General features: G+C 57.5%; 25 protein-coding genes and 1 pseudogene. 7 read left to right on the top strand and 19 right to left on the bottom strand.

The features are described 5' to 3' along the window. Positions 1-3: 3 nt before the first annotated feature. From N4Q37_RS04380 to N4Q37_RS04290, 19 genes and pseudogenes are all read right to left on the bottom strand, one after another. Entirely contained in the window at positions 4-1,074 is a 1,071-nt protein-coding gene (locus N4Q37_RS04380; protein ID WP_260955676.1) for a MupA/Atu3671 family FMN-dependent luciferase-like monooxygenase, read from the bottom strand. Continuing rightward, positions 1,058-2,377: a cytochrome P450 gene (locus N4Q37_RS04375; protein ID WP_260955675.1), complete on the bottom strand. Its 1,320-nt coding sequence runs from the start codon at positions 2,375-2,377 to the stop codon at positions 1,058-1,060. The genes N4Q37_RS04380 and N4Q37_RS04375 overlap by 17 nt, the downstream gene beginning before the upstream one ends. Continuing rightward, positions 2,367-3,314, bottom strand: a complete 948-nt coding sequence (locus N4Q37_RS04370) for a 3-oxoacyl-[acyl-carrier-protein] synthase III C-terminal domain-containing protein (RefSeq protein ID WP_260955674.1) — start codon at positions 3,312-3,314, stop codon at positions 2,367-2,369. Before N4Q37_RS04370 ends, N4Q37_RS04375 begins: the two co-directional genes overlap by 11 nt. Beyond that, positions 3,311-4,165, bottom strand: coding sequence for a hypothetical protein (locus N4Q37_RS04365; RefSeq protein ID WP_260955673.1), 855 nt, complete (start codon positions 4,163-4,165; stop codon positions 3,311-3,313). Before N4Q37_RS04365 ends, N4Q37_RS04370 begins: the two co-directional genes overlap by 4 nt. Continuing rightward, positions 4,162-5,280 (bottom strand): acyl-CoA dehydrogenase family protein, encoded by a 1,119-nt coding sequence (locus N4Q37_RS04360; protein ID WP_260955672.1) that lies wholly within the window; start codon positions 5,278-5,280, stop codon positions 4,162-4,164. The genes N4Q37_RS04365 and N4Q37_RS04360 overlap by 4 nt, the downstream gene beginning before the upstream one ends. Before the next feature lie 72 nt (positions 5,281-5,352). After that, positions 5,353-6,369 carry a 3-oxoacyl-[acyl-carrier-protein] synthase III C-terminal domain-containing protein gene (locus N4Q37_RS04355; RefSeq protein ID WP_260955671.1) on the bottom strand — a complete coding sequence of 339 codons (1,017 nt, stop codon included), beginning with the start codon at positions 6,367-6,369 and terminating at the stop codon, positions 5,353-5,355. Beyond that, positions 6,335-7,156, bottom strand: coding sequence for an alpha/beta fold hydrolase (locus N4Q37_RS04350; RefSeq protein ID WP_260955670.1), 822 nt, complete (start codon positions 7,154-7,156; stop codon positions 6,335-6,337). The genes N4Q37_RS04355 and N4Q37_RS04350 overlap by 35 nt, the downstream gene beginning before the upstream one ends. Further along, a complete protein-coding gene (locus N4Q37_RS04345) occupies positions 7,157-7,645 on the bottom strand; it encodes a hypothetical protein (protein ID WP_260955669.1) in 489 nt (162 codons plus the stop codon). Continuing rightward, on the bottom strand, positions 7,642-8,769 hold the full coding sequence (locus N4Q37_RS04340) for an acyl-CoA dehydrogenase family protein (protein WP_260955668.1): 1,128 nt from the start codon (positions 8,767-8,769) through the stop codon (positions 7,642-7,644). Before N4Q37_RS04340 ends, N4Q37_RS04345 begins: the two co-directional genes overlap by 4 nt. Beyond that, the gene (locus N4Q37_RS04335; RefSeq protein WP_260955667.1) at positions 8,766-9,170 is read right to left on the bottom strand and encodes a VOC family protein; all 405 of its coding nucleotides are present in this window, start codon (positions 9,168-9,170) and stop codon (positions 8,766-8,768) included. The genes N4Q37_RS04340 and N4Q37_RS04335 overlap by 4 nt, the downstream gene beginning before the upstream one ends. A gap of 122 nt (positions 9,171-9,292) precedes the next feature. Continuing rightward, the gene (locus tag N4Q37_RS04330; protein WP_260955666.1) at positions 9,293-10,810 is read right to left on the bottom strand and encodes an AMP-binding protein; all 1,518 of its coding nucleotides are present in this window, start codon (positions 10,808-10,810) and stop codon (positions 9,293-9,295) included. After that, the gene (locus N4Q37_RS04325; RefSeq protein WP_260955665.1) at positions 10,779-12,332 is read right to left on the bottom strand and encodes an AMP-binding protein; all 1,554 of its coding nucleotides are present in this window, start codon (positions 12,330-12,332) and stop codon (positions 10,779-10,781) included. The genes N4Q37_RS04330 and N4Q37_RS04325 overlap by 32 nt, the downstream gene beginning before the upstream one ends. Continuing rightward, entirely contained in the window at positions 12,333-12,587 is a 255-nt protein-coding gene (locus N4Q37_RS04320; protein ID WP_260955664.1) for a phosphopantetheine-binding protein, read from the bottom strand. It abuts the gene before it with no gap. After that, positions 12,565-14,175 carry a class I adenylate-forming enzyme family protein gene (locus N4Q37_RS04315; protein WP_260955663.1) on the bottom strand — a complete coding sequence of 537 codons (1,611 nt, stop codon included), beginning with the start codon at positions 14,173-14,175 and terminating at the stop codon, positions 12,565-12,567. Before N4Q37_RS04315 ends, N4Q37_RS04320 begins: the two co-directional genes overlap by 23 nt. Further along, entirely contained in the window at positions 14,172-15,149 is a 978-nt protein-coding gene (locus N4Q37_RS04310) for a 3-oxoacyl-ACP synthase (protein ID WP_260955662.1), read from the bottom strand. The genes N4Q37_RS04315 and N4Q37_RS04310 overlap by 4 nt, the downstream gene beginning before the upstream one ends. A 2-nt stretch (positions 15,150-15,151) precedes the next feature. Next, positions 15,152-16,060 (bottom strand): hypothetical protein, encoded by a 909-nt coding sequence (locus N4Q37_RS04305; protein ID WP_260955661.1) that lies wholly within the window; start codon positions 16,058-16,060, stop codon positions 15,152-15,154. 10 nt (positions 16,061-16,070) lie between these two features. After that, entirely contained in the window at positions 16,071-17,381 is a 1,311-nt protein-coding gene (locus tag N4Q37_RS04300) for a diaminopimelate decarboxylase (RefSeq protein ID WP_260955660.1), read from the bottom strand. After that, positions 17,362-17,667 (bottom strand): hypothetical protein, encoded by a 306-nt coding sequence (locus tag N4Q37_RS04295; protein ID WP_260955659.1) that lies wholly within the window; start codon positions 17,665-17,667, stop codon positions 17,362-17,364. Before N4Q37_RS04295 ends, N4Q37_RS04300 begins: the two co-directional genes overlap by 20 nt. A 161-nt stretch (positions 17,668-17,828) precedes the next feature. Beyond that, positions 17,829-17,915 (bottom strand): annotated as a pseudogene (locus N4Q37_RS04290) (IS66 family transposase); the annotation flags it as partial. Positions 17,916-17,968: 53 nt separating this feature from the next. Here N4Q37_RS04290 and N4Q37_RS04285 point away from each other — a divergent pair. The 7 genes from N4Q37_RS04285 (at position 17,969) to N4Q37_RS04255 (ending at position 22,922) form a co-directional block, all read left to right on the top strand. Continuing rightward, entirely contained in the window at positions 17,969-18,349 is a 381-nt protein-coding gene (locus N4Q37_RS04285; RefSeq protein WP_260955658.1) for a hypothetical protein, read from the top strand. Positions 18,350-18,384: 35 nt separating this feature from the next. Then, positions 18,385-18,783, top strand: coding sequence for a YfeK family protein (locus tag N4Q37_RS04280; RefSeq protein WP_260955657.1), 399 nt, complete (start codon positions 18,385-18,387; stop codon positions 18,781-18,783). A 433-nt stretch (positions 18,784-19,216) separates the two neighbouring features. Continuing rightward, positions 19,217-19,627: a hypothetical protein gene (locus tag N4Q37_RS04275; RefSeq protein WP_260955656.1), complete on the top strand. Its 411-nt coding sequence runs from the start codon at positions 19,217-19,219 to the stop codon at positions 19,625-19,627. A gap of 68 nt (positions 19,628-19,695) precedes the next feature. Beyond that, positions 19,696-20,094, top strand: a complete 399-nt coding sequence (locus N4Q37_RS04270; protein WP_260955655.1) for a hypothetical protein — start codon at positions 19,696-19,698, stop codon at positions 20,092-20,094. Positions 20,095-20,112: 18 nt separating this feature from the next. Further along, a complete protein-coding gene (locus N4Q37_RS04265) occupies positions 20,113-21,411 on the top strand; it encodes a hypothetical protein (protein WP_260955654.1) in 1,299 nt (432 codons plus the stop codon). 12 nt (positions 21,412-21,423) lie between these two features. Further along, positions 21,424-22,290 carry a deoxyribonuclease gene (locus N4Q37_RS04260; RefSeq protein ID WP_260955653.1) on the top strand — a complete coding sequence of 289 codons (867 nt, stop codon included), beginning with the start codon at positions 21,424-21,426 and terminating at the stop codon, positions 22,288-22,290. After that, positions 22,287-22,922 (top strand): hypothetical protein, encoded by a 636-nt coding sequence (locus N4Q37_RS04255; protein WP_260955652.1) that lies wholly within the window; start codon positions 22,287-22,289, stop codon positions 22,920-22,922. Before N4Q37_RS04260 ends, N4Q37_RS04255 begins: the two co-directional genes overlap by 4 nt. Positions 22,923-22,974 lie beyond the last annotated feature (52 nt).

Below are 22,974 nucleotides of genomic sequence, written 5' to 3'. Positions count from 1 at the left end.
ATTTCACAGTAATGTCGCGAGTGTACGCAGCGTTGTTTCCACGCTGTCCTGAGACATCCCAAAGTCCACTAGCCCGGCCACTTCATCGATGCCCTCACGCTTGAGCTGCCTCAACTGCTCCAGGCACTCTGCGGCAGAGCCAAACAAACCGTAGTGGCTGAGGTACTTTTCCACCCCCAGCTTGAGTGTGTAGGCCCGCTTCTTATCACTGGCCTCCCGAGCCAGCGTAGAGGGTTCATGGAGGTTTTCAGACAACTGCATGAACGCTTGCAGGTAGCCGGTGAGGGCCGGCCGCAAACGTGGCAGCAGCGCTTGCCGGTCCTCTCCGGCCTGGGTATGCATCATCAGCGTGATTTTGCCGGCCGCTGGGTCCAACCCGGCAGCCTGGCGTGCAAGGCGATAGCTGGCGCAGTTTTCCTGCAATTGTTCACGGGTTTGCGCAATCAAATGGGTCAATACGTTCAGGCCGCGTTTTCCGGCCTCGCTGAACAACAAGGGATTGCTCCCCGTCGTGATCCAAACGCCAATTGTGTCTTGATAGGCGGGTGGCCAGGTTTGCAACGTCACCGGTTCCGGATGTCCTGGCAGGGAAAGATCATGACGCGTCACGGATTCACCCCGCCACAACGACTGGATCTGCTCCAGGGAAGAAAACAGCACCTCATGACGTTGGCGGTAATTCTGCGCGTTGAGCACAAAATCGTTACGTTGCCAGCCCGCAGAGAACGCGATGCCGACCCGGCCACGAGAAAGATTATCCACCAGCGCCCATTCTTCAGCGACGCGCAGCGGATCGTGCAAGGGGAGCACCACGCTGCCTGCACGGATCGCTATACGCCGGGTACTGGCGGCCAGTGCGGCGCTGATGACGGAAGGATTGGGAAACATCCCGCCGAACGTGTGGAAATGACGCTCGGGCGTCCAGATCGCGTGAAAGTTGAGTTCATCCGCCAGCCTGGCGGTACTCAGTAACTGTTCATACTTTTCGGCAAAGCTGTCTCGAGCCACGTCCGAAAAACAAAACACACTGAGTTGCGGGATGGCATCTCCCGCCACGTTAGGCGATGCATTCATGCTGGCTGACCCTGTCAACGGATTCGATGGTGAAGCAAATGGGCCCTCTGGGCATTACATTCAGCCCATACAGCGGCGTGAGTGCCGCGGGTGCGGTCGACGGCGCCAGGGAGAAACGACAATGGCTGCACAGTGCTTCAACGGCCGTCGTGAGTTGGTCGAGTGCGAGCGCCATGCCCACGCAGTTACGCTTACCCATGCTGAAGGGCACAAAGTGCTCGCGTGGAATTTTCCGGCCTTCAAGAAAACGCTCGGGCCTGAAGCTCAGGGGTTCGGGCCAATAGGCGGCATTGCGATGCACCAACCAGGGGGAAAACAATACTTTGGTACCGGCCGCAATCTCCACGCCGTCGATCTCCAGCGGATCCAGGGTGCCGCGCTCGAAGAAGGCTGTCACCGGCGTGATACGCAGCGATTCCTTGACGATGGCGATGGCCATGTCGCGCTTGCCCTGGCGGGATTCTTCCCGGACCTGATCCTGATAATGGGGATGCTGTGACAGGTGAGCCAGGCACCACAACAGCGCGATCCCGGTGTTATCCACGCTGGCGACCAGGTTACCCAGCAACAGGCTGATCGCCCGTTCGCGCTCCTGAGGGTGGGCGCTGACATCCAGCGCCTGGCAAAAGCGCACCAACATGTCGACATCCCCATCGCCCGCATCCGCATTCGCGCTCGTCACCAACGGCCCGATCATCGATTCCAGCGCCTCACGGAACATGACGAGGGCAGGGTGTTGGCTTAACACGGCGTAATCTTCGGTTGGCTCAGCGACAATCAGTTGCAGGTAGATCCGGCGGAAGTGATTGATCAGCTCATCAAGCTGTTGATAGCCAAGCCTTGCGCCGACGAAGCCTTGCGCGACGCACATCAGCGCCCATTGCAGGCAGATTTCCTGCATTGAGTTTTTTTCCGGGGCGTGGAGCGTGTCGACCAGCCACTGGGCGGAGAGTCGGGTGCCCTGTTTCAGCAGTGCTGATTTTGGATTGACCAGCGGTGTCGTCAGCTTTCTAGCCAGGTGCCATTCTTCACCTTCACGCGCGGTGATCAGCGATTGGCCCAGCAGTAAACGCCTGACTGAAGCGCCATTGTCGAGTTCCTTGTGAAAGCTGCTTTCGTTCTCGAGAAAGAACCGCAGATGTCGAGCGCCGGCCAGCAACAACACAGCATGCTCTTGTTCACCGATCCAGACTTTATCCCCGTGCTGGCGACAGGCACTTTCGGCAATTTTCAGGAAGCCCAACTGCGCATACTTGGCGGCGGACGGCTTGACGGTCGCAATAGCGCTGGGGTTATTGAGCATGGGCTGCCTCCACGGAGGTGTCTGAAGTGATGGCGGCGCAGCCTACCCAGCCGCCCAGGCCCACCGACAGCAGCAGGGCAGGGCGTCCGGTCTCTTGAGGAGAATAGCGATCGAGCAGTAGCAGGGGATCCGCGCTGAAGCAATGCCCGCACTGGCTCAGCAGGTCCGTGGCGACCTGTTGATGACGGTTGTCTGGAAGCCGCAGCCAGGTCTGCCAACTGAGGCGGTTGATATTGTGCGGTAGCAGCCAGGCCTGCTTGCGCAGATCCTCGGGGTAGTGTCCCAGCGCGTGCGTAACCAGGTGGTTGTGGGACTGGTAGAAGCGCTTGGTGTCCTCACGGCTGCCATCCAGCCCTTGCCAGAACCCGGGATGATAGAAGCATTGGATGCCCGACACCCTGCGTTGACCGCCACCGGGCTTGAGCAGGGCGGCCACGAAGGCGTCGCCGATTAACGTGCAGCCTGGGATGTAGCGCTCGGCCAGATCGAAGTCAGCCAGTGTGTCGCCCACCAGCAGTGCTACGCAGCGGTGCTTGCCGCTCGCCAGCAATCGTTCGGCCAGGCGTAATCCCCAGAAGACAGTGGCGCAGTTCTGTTGGTTGAGGGTCAGCAGGGACGCGTCCGCCGTGACAAAGCGGGACTGTTGGCGCAGGGCCGACAGGTTGACGCTTTGGCGCGAGGATCGAGCGGGCAGGCCCTGGACCAGTATGAGCGCGTCGATTTTCTCGCCGTCATCCAGGCTTTCACCCAATTGTTGCAGGGCGGCATGAAAACAGCCTTCGGCGCTTTCCTCATTTGCCAGGGTTGACGCCTCCCGCATACCGAACAGTTGGGTAAATGTACGGGCCTCCGACGGACTCCCGCCACGGTGAGCGACAATCTGGTCGATGTGCACCCTGGTGGGTGGAATATAAGTAGCCAGCGAAGCGATGTTCATCGTGGACCTTCCTCGGCGGCAAGCCCGCACAGGCTGATTCCGTTGTCGTTTTCGCTGATCAACAGATAATCGCATTGCGGCTGCCAGAGGGTGCGCAGGGCAACGAAAGGCGCTGCGCACAGCAAATGGGGGTTGACGGCGAACGACTGGGTGCCGACAGGCGCGACCTCCAGTAACCGGGCCGGGCCAATCAGGACCAGGCGCTCCTTGGCCAGTCCCAGTTGCTCGACCGCGTGCAGGAGTGACTCACTGGACCATTGATCGACGGGTGTCCGTCTGAACCCGCGATAGCGCAACCCGCGTTGCTGCTTGTTCAGCAGGCACACGCAGGCGTTATTTTCCGGTTGCAGAGCCGCCATCAACGGTGAGAAGTACATCAGGTTCTTCTGCTCGGCGATCAGTAAGAGACCATCCTCGTCCTTACCGGCCAGGCAGTCATTGAGGCCGTCCAACGCGAACAGGCCAGCATCCGGTCCGCGGTCGCTGATGGCCAATGCCAGGCAGGCGGAAAGCCCCAATTGATGGATGGCCGCATTCACCACCGAACTGCCCATGTGCAGGTCTGGCGTCCAATGCGCCATCAGCACTGTTTTCACTCGCCCAGGTTCGATGACCGCCGCCAGCCGGGGCAACAGCGCGGTGATCATGTCGCTGAAGGAGGCACGCTCCGAGCTGGTGACCCATGCCTGCACTTGATCGTGCTGCAGGCTGAGTGTCTCTCCATTGGCCTGGAAGAGGTGCTGCGCATAAGAACGCCAGTGCGGAATATCCGTGTCCCACTCGGGTTGGGGCAATTCGGTGTGATCAAACGATTGGAACACGATATCGGTAGGATCGAGGCAGAGTGTCACAGGCTTATCCCTTGGGCTGCAGGCACGCGGAAGCTATTGAGCAGATGGACATTGCTGGTGCCTTCCATGTATTCGAACGAAAAACTGTCGCGATAGCGCTTGCGCAGTAGGCGATCGTCCAGCCAGTCGTCGCGGTCCAGCAAATGGGGCAACTGGCACGCCGTTTCCTCGACCAGGCGGGTGGCATTGCGTTTGAGCTGACTGGTGAGGGCATACTGGTGCCGGCCGTTGCTGTAGCCCTCGGCCACGGTAAGCATCTGTTGATAGATCGCGTGATATTTTCGCCATTGCCGGCCGACCCAGCGTCGCGCCTCGGTTGGCAAGAGGCGGATGTCGAGGGCGGTGAGCAGGCCGAACGTCGTGCCCAATGCCATGGCCGCCACCATGGGACGATGACGTTCGAATACCTGACTCAGGGCGTTGAGGCCCTGGAGCAGTTCGCGGCGCTCATGCCCCAGGATGTCTTCTTCCTTTACGCAGTGATCCTTGAACGTCAGGCGCGACAGCCCGGCACCGGCCAAGCCGACTGTGTCCAATGACTCACGCTGCAAAGTCGGCTCGGTGTCATCCGGGAAGACCATCACCAATCGCCGACTGTGTTGATAACGCGCAAACACAAGACCGGCGCTCGCCAGCAGGGCGCCCCCGATGAGCATCTTGGTGCCATTGAGCCGCCAGCCCTGTTCTCCGTGCGAGAGTTCAGTGGAGATAGCGCCGGCATCGGAACCGATCTCGGGCTCCGTGACGGCAAAGAATGTCCAGGCAGGGCGCTCGGCAAAGCAGGCAAAAAAACGCGCCTGTTGCGACTCATCACCCAGGGTCAGGACGGCGCGAGTGCTGAGGGACGCGCCGGGCAAGAGCATCATGGCGCTGGCGTCCGTTCGGCTCAGGTACTCGATGATTTGCAGGTGCCGGGCATAGCTGACATTGGAAAATGCCGGCGTTTCCCACGGATTGAACCGTGAGGGGATGCCAATACAGGCCAGGCTGTGGAGCTCCGGGTGATCCAGATAGGCAATCGCCTGGACGAGGTTGTGTTCCGCGAGCTGTCCGGCAGCAAGAAGTCGCTCCGACAGCGCATAAAGTTGTGGATAGCAGCGGGTGATATCGCTCATGGGTGGTTGCGTTCACGTAGAGGAAGAACTGGGTTTGTACGAAAAGTACCTGCGCGACTTTTCGTACAAACCCTAGGCACTCACTTTATTCGGCCTCGAATCCGGGTATTGCTTGAGGTTGCAAAAGACCGGGATTTCATTGCCTGCGGGCAATTCAAGCAACAGTGAAGAAAAGGTCGCGCCCATGCCGACGCTGACCAGCATGACCTTATCGCCGGGAGAAAGCTGTTGATCCCGGATAAGCGCGGCCAGGTTGAGGTAGGGGTCAGCACCGAAACAGTGGCCATAGCGGGGCACATTCTGTAGAAAAATCCTGCTACGGGGGATCTCGAGCTCATCGGCGATTTTTTGCCAGGAGGACAGGTTGACGTTATGCGGGGCTATCCAGTCCAGGGCGTGCGGGGCGCAATCGAAATATTGCATGGCGCTGCGCATGGCATTGCAGACAAACCCGAAATAGGCCTCGGCGAATGCCGGGTTGGTTTTCGGCTCATTCCCCTTTTGCTCACTGAATTCACCGGCTTGCACGCTGTACCGGGCCGTGACCTGGGCGTGCGCTCCCGACCGGCTGAGCAGCACGGCGCAGGCGGCTTCCCCCATGATGGTGGTGTCATCGAGCAGCTCTACCTTTGGATGAAAGGCCTTTTCACCGACCAGCAACAGAGCATATTCCCCGTCCCTGAGGCGGCTGCATGCGTACTCTACGGCAGGCAACGAGGTTGCACAGTGGCCCATCGTCAGGCTGCAGTACTCGGTGTCGTCGGCAAATCCGCAGGCGTCGAGCAGTGTCCTGCCTGTCTCGTGAAAAGGGCGCAGGGTCGGTACGGTGTGCGCATGCACCACATGCCGGATGCGCGTGACGATATCAGGATGAGCCGCGACGAATTGCTCCAGGAGCGCACGTATCAGGTCATCTACCGTGCCAGGTTGACGCGGGAAGCTTTCCAGGCCGTAGAACCTCGAAAACATCCTGACGTCCAGCGCACTCAGCCCAAGGGAGAGGGCGGCCTCGGCCAGTGACTTGCGCTGCTCAGGGATGTGCAGGGTGATAGATTCAATATGCCCCAACATGATGATTCCTTTTTGCATGGTCGGCGTTTTGAGCACAGAGAAACCTGGCCAGCGCCTGTTGGGTATGGGGATGCGAAAGAATGCCCAGGTGACCTGTGCCTTCGATCATATGCAACTGGCTGTCCGGCCATTGCGCCTGGATTTGCCTGGCGTCGGTAGGGTCGACTCGCTGGTCCTGTGTACCATGCAGAATGAGCGCACGCGCCCCGCGTAACGCGTAGGGCTGCGCGGTTTGCAAGGCGGCCGGCAGGGGGTAGCGGCTTTGGTAATAGGCCCTGAGCTGCGGCAAGTACTGTGCCGGTACCCGCAGCTGCGCGAGGGAGTGCTGCAACAGGCTGGACAGTGAGGCCGGGGCGCAAAGCAATGCAACCCGGTCCAGGGTGAAACCCAACCAGTGGGCCATCGCCGTGATAATCCCGCCGGCCGAATGGGCCACCACGCTATCGAACGGGCCGTAGGTGGCCTGCATCGCCAACAATAACGGGCTTTGCCCGGGCAAATCGCATCCGGCAGGGAAGTGAGGATCATGGCCCAGCAGGAAGGGCGTGTAGACCCTGTATCCGCGGGCGTGCAATAACGTTTGCGCCTCGTACAGCATCATGGGATGACCACCCCAGCCGTGCAGCAACAGCGCGCTTTTGGCGTGTGGATCCTGCTGCTCCTTGATCAGCACTCGGCTGCGATAGGGGCCGCAGGTTATCACCTCGGTTTTCAGGGTTGCCAGTTGGTGCGACTCGGCCGTACGCATCGGCATCACGCAAGGCTGTGCCAGGCGCTCGATCAGGGACGCAAGCTGGGTATCCATTCACACCCCCAAGGGTTGTGCGGAAAAAATCAGGTAGTGCAGCGTCAGCTGTTGGGGCGCGGGATCACCATTGAGGCGCTGCAGTGGGTCATATAGGTAAAGCAGACGTTGCCCGGGTTGCAGCAGCTGGTTTGCCAGCGAACCTGCGTACCCCGGATCGAATTGCCCACTGCAGATGCCCCAGGTCTCGATGAACGCCGGGCATTGCGATAACAGGCTTTGCAGCAGGGGAGTGGCGCCGCGTGCCGGGGGGTAAAGACTGTCGTAGACCAGCTGTGTGGGATGAGGCTCGCTGCCGACGCTGCGACACAGTTCCACAGCGGCCCTGGCGTGCAGGCGCTCGCCGCAATCGTCTTGTGGCCAGTGCTGATACCAGTGGGTTTGGGTCAGCGGTGGCTGCGTGGTAATAAAATGTCGGCTGTCAGGAACAATGGCTTCACAGGTACTGACGATACTCAGTTGACCCTGTGTCAGAAGGGCAATGGTCATCGGCACTCCTGGCTGGCTGGTCGGGGTGAAAAACTCTGGCCCAATCGATGGATCTGTCGCGTTCCCTCGGTGTATTCAAAGGCCTTTACATCACGAAACGCCTGCCATAGGCCGGTCGGTAAAGGCCCTTGGTCTGCAGGGAAGGCATGGATCAGTTGACTGACAATCTCCTCGGCAATCATCACGCTGGTGGTCTTCACCATGCCGGGGCTTTTGGCCGGGGTCTGCTGCTTATCCGCCTGCTGACAGAGCGTCAACGCCTCGTGGTAAGCGGTCTGCCAGCGCCGCTTCAGTCGCGACAATTGTTGCCGTTGCGCCGGGTCAGGCGTGACGCAAGCTTGCCACTCGTGCAATGCGCGTCGCGCCACGCCCAGTGCCAGGGCGCCCACGCAGGGGCGCAGCGCATCGAATGTGGCCATCGCCGACCGCGCAAAACGCTGGGTCGGTTTTAAATGCAGTCCGAGTACATCCGCGGTTGGGATAAACATGTCGTTGAACTGCATATGCGCCAGGTTTGTGCCTTCAAGCCCGGTCAATGCCAGGCGTTGACGGGTGATGGCCGGGTTTTGCGGCGAAAATAGAAAAGCGTTGATACCCAATTGACCCGGTGCGGTACGCGCAAACAGCACACCGGTTTCGGCGACCACTCCGTTTCCGATAAACATCTTTTGCCCAGAAATGAGGTACCCACCGTCAACCCGCGTCGCTGTGGTTTGCATGGCACCGGCATCGCTTCCCCGCGCCGGTTCAGTCATTGCGAAGCACGACCAGCGCAATGTCTCTAGAAACTGGCCGAAGAAGGCATCCTGCTGCTGTTCGTTACCCAGCCCGGCGACGACATAGGCCGACATGCTCGGGCCCGGCGCACTGAACATCAGCGCCGGGGAAACGAAACCCACCTGTTCATAAAGCTCATAGCGCGCGGCCAGGCTGGTCACCTGGTGACTGGCTGTGTCCAGGTACCGCGGTGGCACGCCAAGATGATTCATGGCCGGGGCGAACGACCACTGGCCCAAGACCTGTCGTGTATCGCCGAAGTTGCGCAGTTGGTCGGCAATCTGCTGGGCGTCGGAGCCCAGCGGGCAAGATCGTCCGGCGAAAGCATCATCGTAGAGTTGACTCATAGCGGGCCTGACATGATTTCGATAACCCCGGCGTCAGGGTGATAGAGGTGGCTGGAACGGTGATTGACATCGAAAGCATTGAAAGGCCGGGTCAATACGATCCAACCCGTGGCCTTCATCGTCTTGAGTTGCTCGTCAAAGTCACCGACTTCGAAGCAGATATGGTAGGGCAGCGACGACTTGCCGGATTTAGCCAACAACTCGCGCAAGGGGAGATTGTTTTCCAGCGGTTCTACCAACTCTATCTGGCTGTTCCCTTCAGCCGTCGCCAGCAGCGTGATGAACACTTTTTGTGCGGCCACATATTCTTTGTATCGGACGATAACGGGGAAAAACGGTTTAACTGCGACAGCGGTTGCATCGCTGTCGCAAACCACATAACCAACATGACTGAAACGCATCGCGCCGCCTTTTTCTCGAGGAACACGTTTTACGCTGGCACCCGTCTGGCGCCGGTGCACAAAGTAACGGGCATTGTCACTGTCATGACGAACCGTTTTTTATATGTGCTTGCAGATAGCCATCAAGTCGCGGCTGACAGCGCTTTGTGTTGTTGCACCAGTTGCTGGCGGTCGATCTTTCCATGCAGCGTCACGGGGAAGGTCTGACAGAAGTACATGGATTTCGGGATCATGTAGGCGGGTAACTGTTCTGCCAGGAAGCGGCGCAGCGCTTCGCGGTGGGTCGCATTGTCCTCGCGCAATTGAACGAAAAGTTGCAGGTCGATGACCTTGCCGTCGTCCTTTATCGGCACCGCGCAACACTGGATGACCTCCACATAGCGACACACGCTGCTTTCAATTTCAGCCAGTTCGACCCGATTACCGTGCAACTTCAGTTGGTTGTCATCCCGACCGTGGATGAACAGAGATTGATTTTCGTCCATGAACCCACGGTCGCCAGTGGCGTAGTAACGTCCGAACTCGTCTTGACCGAAGGCGTCGTTACGCGGGTCGTCTTCAGGCTGATAACCCAATGCGACTTGTGGGCCGTACAAGCGCACCTCGCCCATTTCGCCAGGTGGCACGCTGTCGCCATCGGCATCGACAATCCTGATCCGGGTCAACCCGCAAACCGGACCAAGGGACAGCAGGCCCGCGCTGTGTTCGGGCGGCTGGCCGAGCTCGAAGGTATGGGTCATGCCGGTGGTTTCGGTCGGGCCATAACCATGCATCACCTCCAGGCCCGGAAAGCGCGCCTGCAACTGGTGCACCAAGCCCAGCGCGGCGCGCTCGCCAGCCATGAAGAATCGCTTCAGATCTGGAAACTGCTCTCGACTGAACAACGGATCCTTCAGCATCAAATCGATAAAGCTCGGTGTGGAGAACCAACTGGTGACCGGGCACTGCGAGTGACGCGACATCAGGCGGATATTTTGTCGGGGCAGCATGTTATGCCGATGGTCCAGCATCAGTAAGGCTCGACCTTGGCTGAGCACCGGGAAGAGATCCAGCAGGCCCATGTCGAAAGAGAAGCAGGCATGGCTCACATGGCATCCGTGAGAGATGCCGTCAGCAATCAGCGGGCTGTACCAGCTCGAGAAAGCGGCGAAGTTCTCATAGCTGACGATAACGCCCTTTGGCTCACCGGTACTGCCCGACGTCGGGAGGATATAGAACGCTGGCTGAGTCAATTGCGGTTCGAGTGGCAACGAGGCCGGGTCGCCATTTTCCAGGGTCGGCAGGACCCGTTGCGGCCAGCGGTCCAGCCCCTCCAGCGGGTGTGTCGTGGCCGTGAGGATCAGTTCGGCGCGGATCAGGCTGGCAATCTTTTCAACCCGCGCAACAGGGTTGGATTGATCGACAAAAGTAAAGCAGCATCCCTGGCTGATGCAGGCAAGCATCGCGGCCACGGCATCCAGTTGCTTATGGCCGTGAACCAGTACGTTACGGCCCGCCCATGGCGCTAGCAATCGGGTAATCGCAGCGGTGCGCAGGCCCAGTTCGGCAAAGCTGTAGATACCTTCCTGGTTGATCAACGCGATCGCGCTGTCCTGATATTTCAACCGCTCAAACAGTGGTTTGATTTGCGATGAAAACATACTTCTCTCCTTTATCCATAGCCAGTTGCCGGGCGACTGAACGATCCAGTTTGCCGTTATGATTCAGTACGGTGCGGGGGGTGCTGTACCAATAACGCGGGATAGCCCACGGGGGGAAGTGGGCCTGCATGGCGTTGCCAAGCTGCGACAACTCGCAACCTGCATTGAGGATCACGCAGGCCTGGATCGCCTCGGCATTGCCCTTGCGCCAATAGGGTTCGACCACCACGTCAACGACCAGGTTACGGTCGCGCAGGAAGTGTTCGATTTCATGCAGGTCAATGCGGTGTCCCTGGATTTTGACCTCGCCATCTTCGCGCCCCAGGAAGTAGTACCAGGTGCCGTCGAACAGACCGATATCACCCGTGGCGTAGGTGGCTTGTCCATCCTGCCGGCTGAAACTGGCCTGACGCGCAGGCGCCGCATTGAGATAGCCCGGGCCGACGCACTCACCACTGATCAGCAGTTGCCCCCGGCCGGAGGCGTCCACGGGGTCGGCCAGGCGCAGCGCCGCTCCCGGCCTGGCGTTGCCTATCGGCAAGGGCAGGGGCGAAGCCAGCATGTCCGGGGTGATCACCACCTGTGAAACCGCCACGGTACATTCGGTAGGGCCGTATGTATTGATTACTTGGCAGCCTGGAAAACGCGCCCATAACTGGGTAACGATCGCTTTGGGCAGCGTTTCACCGCAAAAGATGAAGCGCTGCAAGTGCGTCAGTGCCTGGGCATTGAAGGTCGGGTCCAGCAGGTAGAGACGGACCATCGACGGTGTGGAGACCCAGCAGGTCAGTGCCATTTGCGCGTGTTGGGCGATCACCTTGCGGGTGTTGATCAAATCGCGATGATCGAGCACCGACAGGGGTTGCAGAAACTGCCAGGCGAGCCAGATTTCAAACAGCGAAACATCGAAGCAGTACCGCACATTTCCGGTGATAGCCCCGTCCAGCGCAAAGTCGCGGCGTATCCAGGCCAGGAAATCGACCAGATTGGACAGGCTGATTTGAATGCCCTTGGGCTCTCCGGTGGTGCCCGAGGAAAACATGATGTACGCCAACGGGATTGCGCTCGCGTTGTCGAACCGCCTCCGGGTTGCCTCCAGTAAAGTTTGCAGTGCGCCGTCTTCATGGCGCTGCCAGGGTAGGGCGGCGAGGGCAATGGTCTTGGCATTCGCGACGAACAGGGGGAGCACGTCGGTGTTCAGGATCAAGCGTGCACCGACCGTCTGGACAATACGCTCCAGACGCTCGGGAGCGTTATCGGATTCAACCGGCACAATCGGACAACCACACAGAATGCAGGCCCACCAGGCCGCCAGGAAGTCGAAGGACTTGTGGCCATAAACCAGCACCGGCGCCAGGGGACCTTCGCTGACAGACTGCTGACGGACTATCTCGACGGCGATCGCCTGCGCACGCTGGCTGAGCGCGCCATAGCTGTACGTCCGTGAGTGGTGGCACCAGGCGGTCTGCGCCTGATCCTCAAAGCGCATGAACACGGTGATGAGCTCAGACCAGGCGTCCATTCACGCCGCCCGGTTGGCGAGCTGCAGCTCAATGAAGTTCGACAAACTGCCCACGGTTTCGAAGTGCTGGAACTCCAGCGTGGCAGGGTCGAGTACCAGGTCCTCGATGCGCTCCTCAAGGTACATGATCAGTTCGATATACAGGCCGCTTTCAAATCCCAGGTCACGCTCAAGATGGGTTCGGGCGTTCAGTTCCGAGAGATTCGACGTCTCCAGAACCAGTCCAATGGCTTCAATGATGGTGGACGTATGCATGATGACTCCCTGTGTGTTGTGTGCACCCGACGTTGAGGTTTTTATCCTGGCGCGGCAGGAGAATGGCTAATTGGCCGCGGTCAACTTTCCCATTGTTGTTTTTGGGTAACGCATCACTGAAGTAGTAGCGGTGTGGCCGTTTATAGGCTTCAAGATGGGCCTGGCAAAAGGCTTTGAGCGGCGCGATGTCCAAGGGCTCGACGCATTCGATGCAGGCCACGATCTCATCGCCATGAATAGGGTGAGGGACGCCAATGACAGCGACCTGCAACACGCCCGGGATTCGTTTGAGCACACCCTCGACTTCCCTGGGGGCGACTTTTTCGCCATGGGTCTTGAGCATGTCATCCTTGCGCGACAAGAAATAAAGCAAGCCCTGCTCATCCAGCCGGCACACGTCGCCGGTGTATAGAACCGACTCGCCAGGCAGTGGGCCCGGCCGCAACTTTTTCGCGGTCTGCTCCGGGTTGCGCCAATAGCCGCGCATCACCGTAGCGCCGCGGATTACCAATTCACCGGTGGCGTTGCTGCGATGTGCCACGCCGTCATCGTCCACGACCCAGAGTTCGGTGTTCGGGATGGCGTAGCCCACGCTGTCTTTGTGTTTGGCCAGCAGCGCAGGGGGCAGCCAGGTACAGCGGTGGCATTCGGTCAGCCCGTACATCGAGAAAATCTCGGCCTGAGGGAAGAGCGAAAGCAGCAGGTCGATGTCGCTGGAGTGCAGGGCCGCCGCGGTGTTGGTGATTTTGCGCAGGGAGGAGAAGTCATAGCGCTTGGCCAATGGTGCAATGAGCGTCAGCAGTGTCGGGACGATCGGCAGCACGGTGGCTTTGTGCTTGACCAGCTGTTTAAGGGCAAAAAGCGGGCGGCTGAAATCCTTCTCGATAATCAGCGTTGCGCCAACTTTGGCGGTCATGATCGCTTGATACAGCCCGTAGTCGAAGCTCATGGGAATCGTGCAGAAAATCCGGTCGCTTTGCGCCAATTGCAAGTAAGTGGCGACAGAGTCCGCCGCGCTGAGCATATTGCGCTGGGTCAACATGACCCCTTTGGGATCGCCTGTGGAGCCCGAGGTGTAGATCAGGCACGCCAGGTCGATATCCAACGCGCCTTGCACAGGCAGCGGCGTTGCCAGATCCTGTGTCGCTATCTGTTGCAGAGAGAGGAGTGACGAACCGCTCTCTTGCGCATCGGATGCTTTATCGAACAACACCTGCAGGCGGGGGTTGCCTGGTGCCGCTGCCAACGCCGCAGCCTGACTGGTTTGGGTGATCAGTACATGCGACGCGGCGTTGTCGAGCAGCCAACTGACCCGCGCCAACGGTGTCTCCGGATTTACTGGAACGAACACGGCCTGCAGATATTGCACTGCCCAGAAGCAGACGACGAAATCCACCCCGTTTGGCAGCCATACCAATACCCTGTCGCCGCGCTCAACCTGTTGCTGGCGCAAGTAGGCAGCGGTGTTGATCACGCGTTGGTGGAGTGCGGCCCAAGTCACCGCCTGTTCACCCTCGATCAGCGCCGTTTTTTCAGGAAACTGGTGCGCAGCCAGCGCCAGCCACTGGGTCAAATGGTTCGTGCTCATGTCTCATCCTCGTTATTCAGTTCAAGAACGATGGCTGCAAAAGTGCCGGCGACGCCGGACGCCAGGGCCAGAATGGGAGCGACGGCGATGGCGTCATCGCGGTGTGTCAGGAGACTTTTCAAATTGACGAACGCGTCGCTGCAAAAGCAATGTCCCAATTGGTAGAGATGACGACGGAAAATGATGTCCCGGGCAAAGCCGGCGCCGTCGGCAATCCTGTCGAAGGTCGGTGGACTGATGTGGTACGGGATCAGCGTACGCAGCTCTTCAGGACGCAGCCCTGCGTGCTGCAGTGCGGTGTGTACGGTCTCGAGCATGGTGGGGATGAAGGCGTGATCATAGGCATTTTCACGTTCGCGATCCGTCGCCCGCATGCGCGTGCCATAGGCGGCCAGTTGCTGGATGTGCACAGCGCTCAGGCGCAAGGCGCCGGGCGAGGGAGTCGCGCTGAGCAGGGTCGCGCAAAACGCTTCGCCGAAGTAGCCATTTTGATTGGCGTACTGCACCGTGTCGTGGAAACACTTCTCCCCCGTGATCAATAACCCACAAACGTTATCCTGCCGGGCGTGTGCCGCAGCGAGTTTGGCGCCGAGAAACTTCAACCCAACCAGCGCCGATGCGCACGACGCTTGGGTGATGGAGAAAAACTCAATCTGCGGGCACCCCAGAAACGTACGCACGTCGCTGGCCAGGCTGGGGACCAGGTCAAAAGGGCTGGGGCCATTCAGAGAATGCGCCCAGGCCACATAGCCAATTTGCTCGAACAGTGCGGGGGGACATTCGGCCCGGAATCGTTGCAGCAATTGCATGATCAGCTCAGGCAATGCCTCGCGCTCAAACAGGCTGGCCGACTCCATCCGATGAAAACGACCAAAGATCTTGCTGTTGCGCTCACCCCAGGCATATTTCTCCGCCAGGGCGGGCAGGGGAGTGAGATTCGTAGCGACCAGGCTGGTTATCGTATGGATATACATGCTCAAACCTCCGCCACGAAGCCTGCGCAGACGAGATGTTTGCCCTCCGGCAACAGCCATAAAATGCGCTGGCTGCTCGTCGCAAGTTCTTTTATGCGGACCCAGGGGGCCGAAGAGAGCAGCGTCTCATCCCAGCTCTCGATGCGGTGAGTTGCCCACTGCGCATTCTGGCGCAACTGCTCGGCAAAACACGGCGTGGTCAGGATCAGCAGGGGTAGAAGATTTTCCTCGGACGTGAACATATCCAATGTGACGAGCAGGGTATCCGGCGCTGGGTGCGTACCAGGAAAAGCGACTTTTTGATAATGCTTGAACACAATGCTTGCGGGCTGGCCGTCGGCACGTTCGCCTGGCAGGCTGCGCAACATCACGACGCAGGCACTGGGTACAGGATTTAAACGGGCCAGGGCAGGGCTGTCATACAGGATGGCATCCTGGTCAGCGATCAGCAGCAGAGCCTTTTTCCCCTGGCCGCCATGGTTCATATCGCCGAGGTAATCCTCGATGACTTGCAGGGCCAGGAACGTACTGCTCAGGCCATGATCGCTGATGGCCATACCGACGGCGTCGTGGGCGCCCGTCTCATGAATAATGGCATTGGTCACCGAGCAGCCGACCTCTACGTCCGGTGTCCAGTGGGTCAGCACCACCAGATCCAGGTCATCGAGCACAGCTTGGTTGTCCAACTCCCCGACCAGTTGCTTGAGCATTGTCCTGAACGTCACGCCTTGCGCGGCGTACCAGCGCAGGGCATGAGCGTTCTGGGCCTGACCCGAGTGGCCATGTGAGCGAAAAAAAGCGTTGACGAAGTCTTTCACTAGGTTCAATTGCCCATCGTCTACGGCAGGTACATCGTTTTCTCTTTCAAACTGGCGCCACAGGATATGAGAAGTCGCGAATTCCAGAGACATAGCGATTCCTTCAACCGTGCGCCAGGGATAAACATTGGTACACCTGGGGAGCCAGCAGGGTGTCTACGCTGTCCGCCGTGCGGATCAGAAAAGCCTGGTCATTTTCGACAAGTACTTCTGCCGGATGCCCGAAACTTAAAAAGCTCACGGGTGATGCGCTGGCGCCATAGGCACCGGAATGCCCGATACCGATCAGATCCCCCGAACGCAGCTCGGCCAGCATGACGTTTTCGCCCAATAAATCAGTGGGTGTGCACAGGGGACCGGTCACTTGATAGCGATGCTGATCATCGTTGCGCCGGGACGGGCCAAGACGCGCCATCGGAAAGTTCCGGCGGATCAAGGAATTGATGCCAGCCGCGCTGCCGTGGCAGTTGGCACCGCCGTCACACACGGCAAACCACTCATCACGGGAAGGCTTGAGGTAGTTGACCCGTGTGACAAAGATGCCTGCTCGCGCAATCAGGAAGCGGCCCAGCTCGATAACGATCTTGCAGCGCGGAAACCGCTGACGGTAGTCGTCCACCACAGGGAGGAGTGCCTCGCCCAGGGCGGCCAGGTCGAGTGCTTTTTCTTTGTCAAAATAACGCACGCCAAAGCCACCGCCGACGTCCACGAAGTCGAGGTTTATTTCATAGTCCTGCTGAAGCGTGGCGGCCAGAGCCAGGATGTTTTGCGTGTTGTTAGCCAGGGCCTGCCAATCAAGAATACGGGTGCCAAGATAAATATGAATCCCTGCCAGGCGCAGTTGCACAAGCTGCCCGAGAACAGCAAATGCCTGCGGCAGCAGTTGTTCGTCAATACCAAATTGCCGGGGCTTGCCGCTCATGACCAACTTGGCTTTTTCGCCGGTGAAGTCGGGGTTGATACGCAGTGCAATGTTCTGGACCACGCCCAGGCCAGCGGCAATATCATTGAGCAAATGCATTTCTTCGATGGACTCGACCACAACCGCTTTAATGCCGGCGAGGCAGCATTGCGTTAATTCATTGATGTGCTTGCCCGGCCCGACGAAAATAATATCGCCGGGGGCCACACCCTGGCGCAATGCAATCTCCAGTTCCACCAGGGAACAGACTTCGCAACCCGTCCCGGCCTGATGCAGTAGAGCAACCAACGTTTTATTCGGGTTGGCCTTGAGGGAATAGAAATAATCGATACCTTGGGGAAGGGTGCGTTTAAGCTCGGCAAAGTCCGTTTTTATCTGCGTGGCGCTGTACGCATAGAAAGGCGTGGGCACCTTATCCGCCAGAAGCTGATAGGGCACGCCTTCGATCTTGTCGGTGTGGATGTATTGACTATCAGGAGCTAAAGCTGACATGGCCGAATTTTCCATTCAATAGCGACTCGATTCGATTGATATCTTTAAAGTTATCAAACAGATCATCATCGAGAATATCGAAGAAGCTCTCGGCATTGCCTTCGCAGTTATCGACCCATTCACCAATCGCTGAAATAAGACCGACTAGATGTATGGAGTCCAATAACCCCTGCGGACCGTAGATTTCCGCACCGAGACTTATGGCTTGGAGCTTGTCCTGAGCGACTCCGATGTTTTGCAGCGAGGAAAGTATGAATGCCCGTGTCGTTTCTGATGGAACGCTCATGAAATGATCAACCCTTTAAACGTCGTAAGCGTGATCATATCTTTGGCGGGCAGTGGGATTTGCTTGAGATTGCAGTGGGAATCAGCCCTGGACTCATGGGGGAATGTTTGGCTATTCCATGTTGATTAATGGGGGAATGTCCATACGCATCATGCCCATTAAAGGCCGGCACGCCCGAAGATTTTCTCTTGGCGATACAGCGGTAAATGATCGGCGTATTTCGCGATCATCACCTGGGCCAGATCCCCGAAAACCGTGAACGGGGCCAATCCTCGTACAAAAACAAATAGAGGACGTCAGCATGTCTAGTGCTACCCTTGTTGCGCCCAAGCGCCGAACCCTCAGCTCGTTCTTGAACTACGAAATCGGTGTCATACCGCTGCCGTACTTCATCGTCATCGCCATCATCGTTTTTCTCTCCGCCCACCTTGGCTATCTACCGAAAACCATGATTGGTGGTCTTGCGGTCATCATGACCATCGGCATGTCGCAAGAGGGCGGTGACCTGGTTTGCCTCTTCCTCGAAGGACAACAGTTCGGTCTGGCATTCGATGTCAACGATTCGACTTGGGAAGGCGTCACGTACAAAGGGGCGTCCGCCTCCTTCATTCGTACTCATTGTGTTCTACTGTGCGGCGGAAATCGCAGAGCAGAATGCGATCATGTTTGTCGAGCTGAATGAGTCAAATCGCATCAGCGCCAATACGAGGATGAATCATGCGAATGTGGATAGGCGCGGCGGCTGGACCGATCAGCCAATGGATGATGGCAACGGGTATTAGCCTTATCGCAATCGTAACCAATGCGCAGGCTCAAACCACACCCCAAGCCACTCAAGAGATAACGGGCTTGCTGGACTTTGTCGAACACAGTGAATGCCGGTTTGTGCGTAACGGGTCGGAATTCCCAGGAGTCCAGGCTCGAGAGCATCTGGAGAAGAAGCTGAATTATCTGGAGGATAAGGACATGGTGAGCAGTGCAGAAGACTTCATCGATCTTGCTGCCACCAAAAGCAGCATGAGTGGCAGCGCCTATGAGGTGCGATGTCCAGAAGGCGCACAACCGGCAAGTGCTTGGCTCAAGCGGGAACTACAGAGGCAACGGCAGCTTCATTGACGGTAGGGGAGTCGAGGGGGATCGCCGAGTCGACCGCCCCCGATTGCACGATGTAGTTCGGCTGTGTGATGGCGTACCTGACGCCGCGCGCACCTTTCCAACTGAACTGCCGCTGTGGGGCCAATTGCTTATAGTCGGCACTGCCAATGCCCCGGTGACGACCGGTTAGTATCTGGAAAACTCTAAGCAATTCAAATAGTTTTATGGGGCTATGCATTCCGCGACCACGGTATTAACCAATCTCTTTATCTGAGATATGAGCCTGGAAAATAAATAAACCCGCGTTAGATTTTTTAGCGATTTACCGAATCTCTGAATTGTGCGGATCTCCTAAAAAATTCTTCGGATCAACCTTGCGCAACAAACCCCTGTTTACTAGCCTGAAATTCGCACATGGCATGTTGCTACTAAACAACCCAATGGAAGGCCAAGGATGAGCACATTCGTACGTTCCCTTACCATCGAAATCTTCAATGCAAGCGGCGCTGACATCACCGTCAACTACGGCCTCCTGACTGGCGGAGAGTGGGCGTCGGCGCCGGTTCCCGGCACGGTGATTGAAGCAACTACCCAGCAATCCTACGTTAACGGTGTACCCAACACCCTGACGGCTCTCGGAGGCCAGCTCTTACTGACTCCAGCCGCTGGGGGCACCATCAATCCAACCTGGAACTGGCCGTCGGGCTCCCCAGTCTCCGGTAGCGTGAGCAACACGGCGACTGATCTGGCTGTCAGTAATCAGATCATCAACGCCCAGACCAATAATCCCACTCTGCAAGTGATCATCTCCAATGCAAGTACGAGCGCCAGGATCGTAGCAGCAGTCAAGAGCGGCGATTTCTGATCGTCTCTGAAGGAGAGGGCCGGCACTGAAGTGTCGGCCCTCTCTGCGCTGTGGGGAGGATCAGGATCATGCCGATTGAGCAAGCGGACGGCGTTTATGTCGTTCAAGTTGCGATACAAAATTCAAGTGACACCGCTTTAACGCTGACCGTTGGAGTGCTGACGTATGGAAGCTGGGTTCCTCAGGAGGGGAATGGCATACCTCTACCGGACACGATTCTCGCGCCAGCAGGAGCGCTTACTTACTTCAATGCGGCAGTAAATGCCTTCTCCTCCGTTGGTGGAAGTATTTCCTTCTTGCCCGCCAATGGTGGATCGCTGGTTGTTTCTTGGGAGCGAGATCAGGGGGCTGCCTTGACCGTAAACGTATCGATCACCAGCGATACCCTCACGGCGCAATGTAGCAGCATCAATGTCGGGACACTGAGCCCAACCGCTCAATACCTCGTCACTAATATCAGCAGTTGAGCAGGGAAAGGTACGCGAATGGCTACCAGCTCTTACAGTTTTTCGAACGCGCTGCCCCCCACTACATCCACTGGGACCGAGGGGCCGTTCCTGATTCCACCTATAACCGTGGGAACGCCAGATTATACCAAGCCGCTATTAATCTACGTCATCTCGGTGTGTGCACAGAACACCACGACGGCAACACCGGGCATCACCAGTTCACAGAACTCGGTGTTCATGCTCTCGTTTGTTCAATCGAGTTACTCGAGTACGACGTTTCTTGCCTTGGTCAGCGTGACCGCTGCGTCGGTATATAGCCAGGATCCAACCACCAGGGCCCAGATGCTGGCGGCCTTCAAACAGTTTCGCCAGCAAGTTGAAGCGCTTGAAGTTTCTGCGGCATCGGCAAGTGGCGGACTTCTGCCGGGCGCAGCTGTGACGCTACTCAATCGTGTGGCATTGTCCATGCCTCTAAGGATCGATGAGGTGCTCCCATACCTCTACAGTTTCGATCCGGTCAATCAGCTTGTCGACCTCGCCCCAGGAATGAACTTGCGAGTTGAATGGGCAGGGTATCAATACTGCGATCCACCTGGCGGACCTGGCTATGGATACAACGCCTTCGCCAACACCGGTATGAGCCGGCTTCGTGTGGTCCAGAGACCCGATCTTTCTCTCTCGCTGGATGCGTTTGCTGGCGCCTTCGCCCCGGGATACGGGACTAATCCAGCGGCGACCTGCCCGATATTGGCGGCCGGTCCGCTCGATCTGTGCCTGGGTGGCAATACCCGCCGCCATCTGAGAGTGATCCTCCCGACGATAATCACCGGTTCGGCCTCACTGGATAATAGCGGCTCGCAGCAGCAGCTCAGTTCATGGTTGATCGGGGCCGACACATTTGCCGATCTTGAAGCTGCCACGACCGACATTATGAAGGGGGGGACCGGCTGCGGCAGGCAGGCGAGCGGAAACCCGATTGTAAGCATCAGCTTTACCAGCAGAGTGATGCTGGTCCCCGAGATTACCGTGCTGCTGAACGGCAATCCGATGTCCGTGCCATTGGGGACCACGATAAAAAACCTGGTTGCAGAATATGCAGACCCGACATCGGCCCAGTACCGGAACAGCAACAATATCAATTCCGACTTGAATCTTGGAATGAACCGGCGACTGCAGAATACCGGGGCGCCGAGCGCGGCGGCGACCACCAAGTATTATCAAGCCAACTTTATCTTTCTTCCGAGTAATTCGGCACAGCCTCCGGTCTACTTGGGCAAAGCCGGGGATCAGTATGACTCGCCACTTCTCAAGGGCGACTCTATAAATATCACCTGAAGGGGTGGAGTTATGCTTCGGCAGTTGAGCGTTTCCCTCTCGGCCTGGGTTGTTGCGCTGTTTCTGATCGCCAACGCACATGCAGCTGATCTGACGGTCGGCTCTTTGAATGCGCTGCATCTTGGATGGGGAACGACGGCAACCACAAAGAGCAAGTGCGATCAAATAAAAGTGCTAATGGCCACCGTGGATATATTGTTTTTACAAGAGACAATGCAGACGTCCGTACCCTGTACTGGGCTGGGTACCGGAATTCAGCAAGATTGCTCTGGGATGAAGGGGGCCAGTTCTTATAAGGAGGCTTATTGCTATGTTTACAAATCCAGCAAAATAACAGTAGTAGCCTATATCAACGCGCCAAGCACTTCGTTCAGTCGCCCTCCCTACGCGATACTCACAAAAATAAAGGTGACGGGTAAGGCAGATAAATATGCATGGTTTGCCAATATCCATTCTGTTTTCGGTAAAACGGTGAAACCACGTCAGGACGAAGCCACGGCAGCGGGTGCGTTTTTCAAGAGCCTCACCACGACGACCTACGGAACAATAACGGTTCCGCCCAAAGGCTTTCCAGTGATCATTGGCGGCGACTGGAACCTCGCGGTGACCAACAAGAAAAACGTCTATCAGACAGGCTTTAAATGGGTTGACCCAGTCGCGAATCCAACAACCGCTCCGCAGGCTTGCCCGGATAATGATCCGACCAGCCTGACCACCAAGGGGGCTCCGTCCAGTCCTTATGATCACCTCATAATCACCGGTGTCTCCCTGACGGGTGATCCCTCTTGCTACTTCACCACCAATAGCCTGTCCGGGCTCGGTTGGCGGCAAAATGTATCCGATCATATGGCGATATATTGGGGGGTGACATTCAAATGAACCGCTGCCTTGCATTATTAACCATTGTTTTTATATTTCTGTCACCTCGACTGTACGCGGACACAGACTTCATTATTCCGGAGCAATGTATTCAGGGCGCAACTGGAGCAGCTTCCGACGATTTGGCAACAGGAGGGGATCAGCCGATCGTGGAAGTTTACAGGTTGTTCACGTCAACATCAGACAAATACGCGACGGTAACCAATGTATACGCAGACGACAGTAAGAACTGGTACGTTGAATTCGACGCCCCGCAATATGACCTTTATGCCATCAAAACATCATACACCCCGTTCTTAACCACTTTTCAGTCGGCTTCTTATTATCAGGGGGCGTCTGGCAAGGTCGCCCTTGCTTTGCCTGTAGGCAACGCGCTGAGTCGTATCTGGGAGTATTACAACATAAAACTCGGAAGCGCTTTGGGCGGCGCTTTTATCGAATTTGCGCCAGACGTTGTCGCGGATGATCCATTTACCATGCAGGTAGATGCTGACGGCGACATCACGGTGTATTGCTATCAAGAAGTTTTCGGCGGTCAGGCCGTAACGGTTTACGACAAAGACCACGAGCTTTATGGCACTGGAATTATACAAAGCGACGGCTCTATCCGTTGGGACCAGTCACAGCAATAGTCCTATTACGAGGCAAGAAAATGTCAGCCCTTTGTCAATATCCGTCGCAGAC

It is taken from the genome of Pseudomonas citri (assembly GCF_025336485.1).
Classification (GTDB): domain Bacteria; phylum Pseudomonadota; class Gammaproteobacteria; order Pseudomonadales; family Pseudomonadaceae; genus Aquipseudomonas; species Aquipseudomonas citri.
Note: the sequence above shows the minus strand (reverse complement) of the source record. Positions and strands in the feature narration are given on the sequence as shown.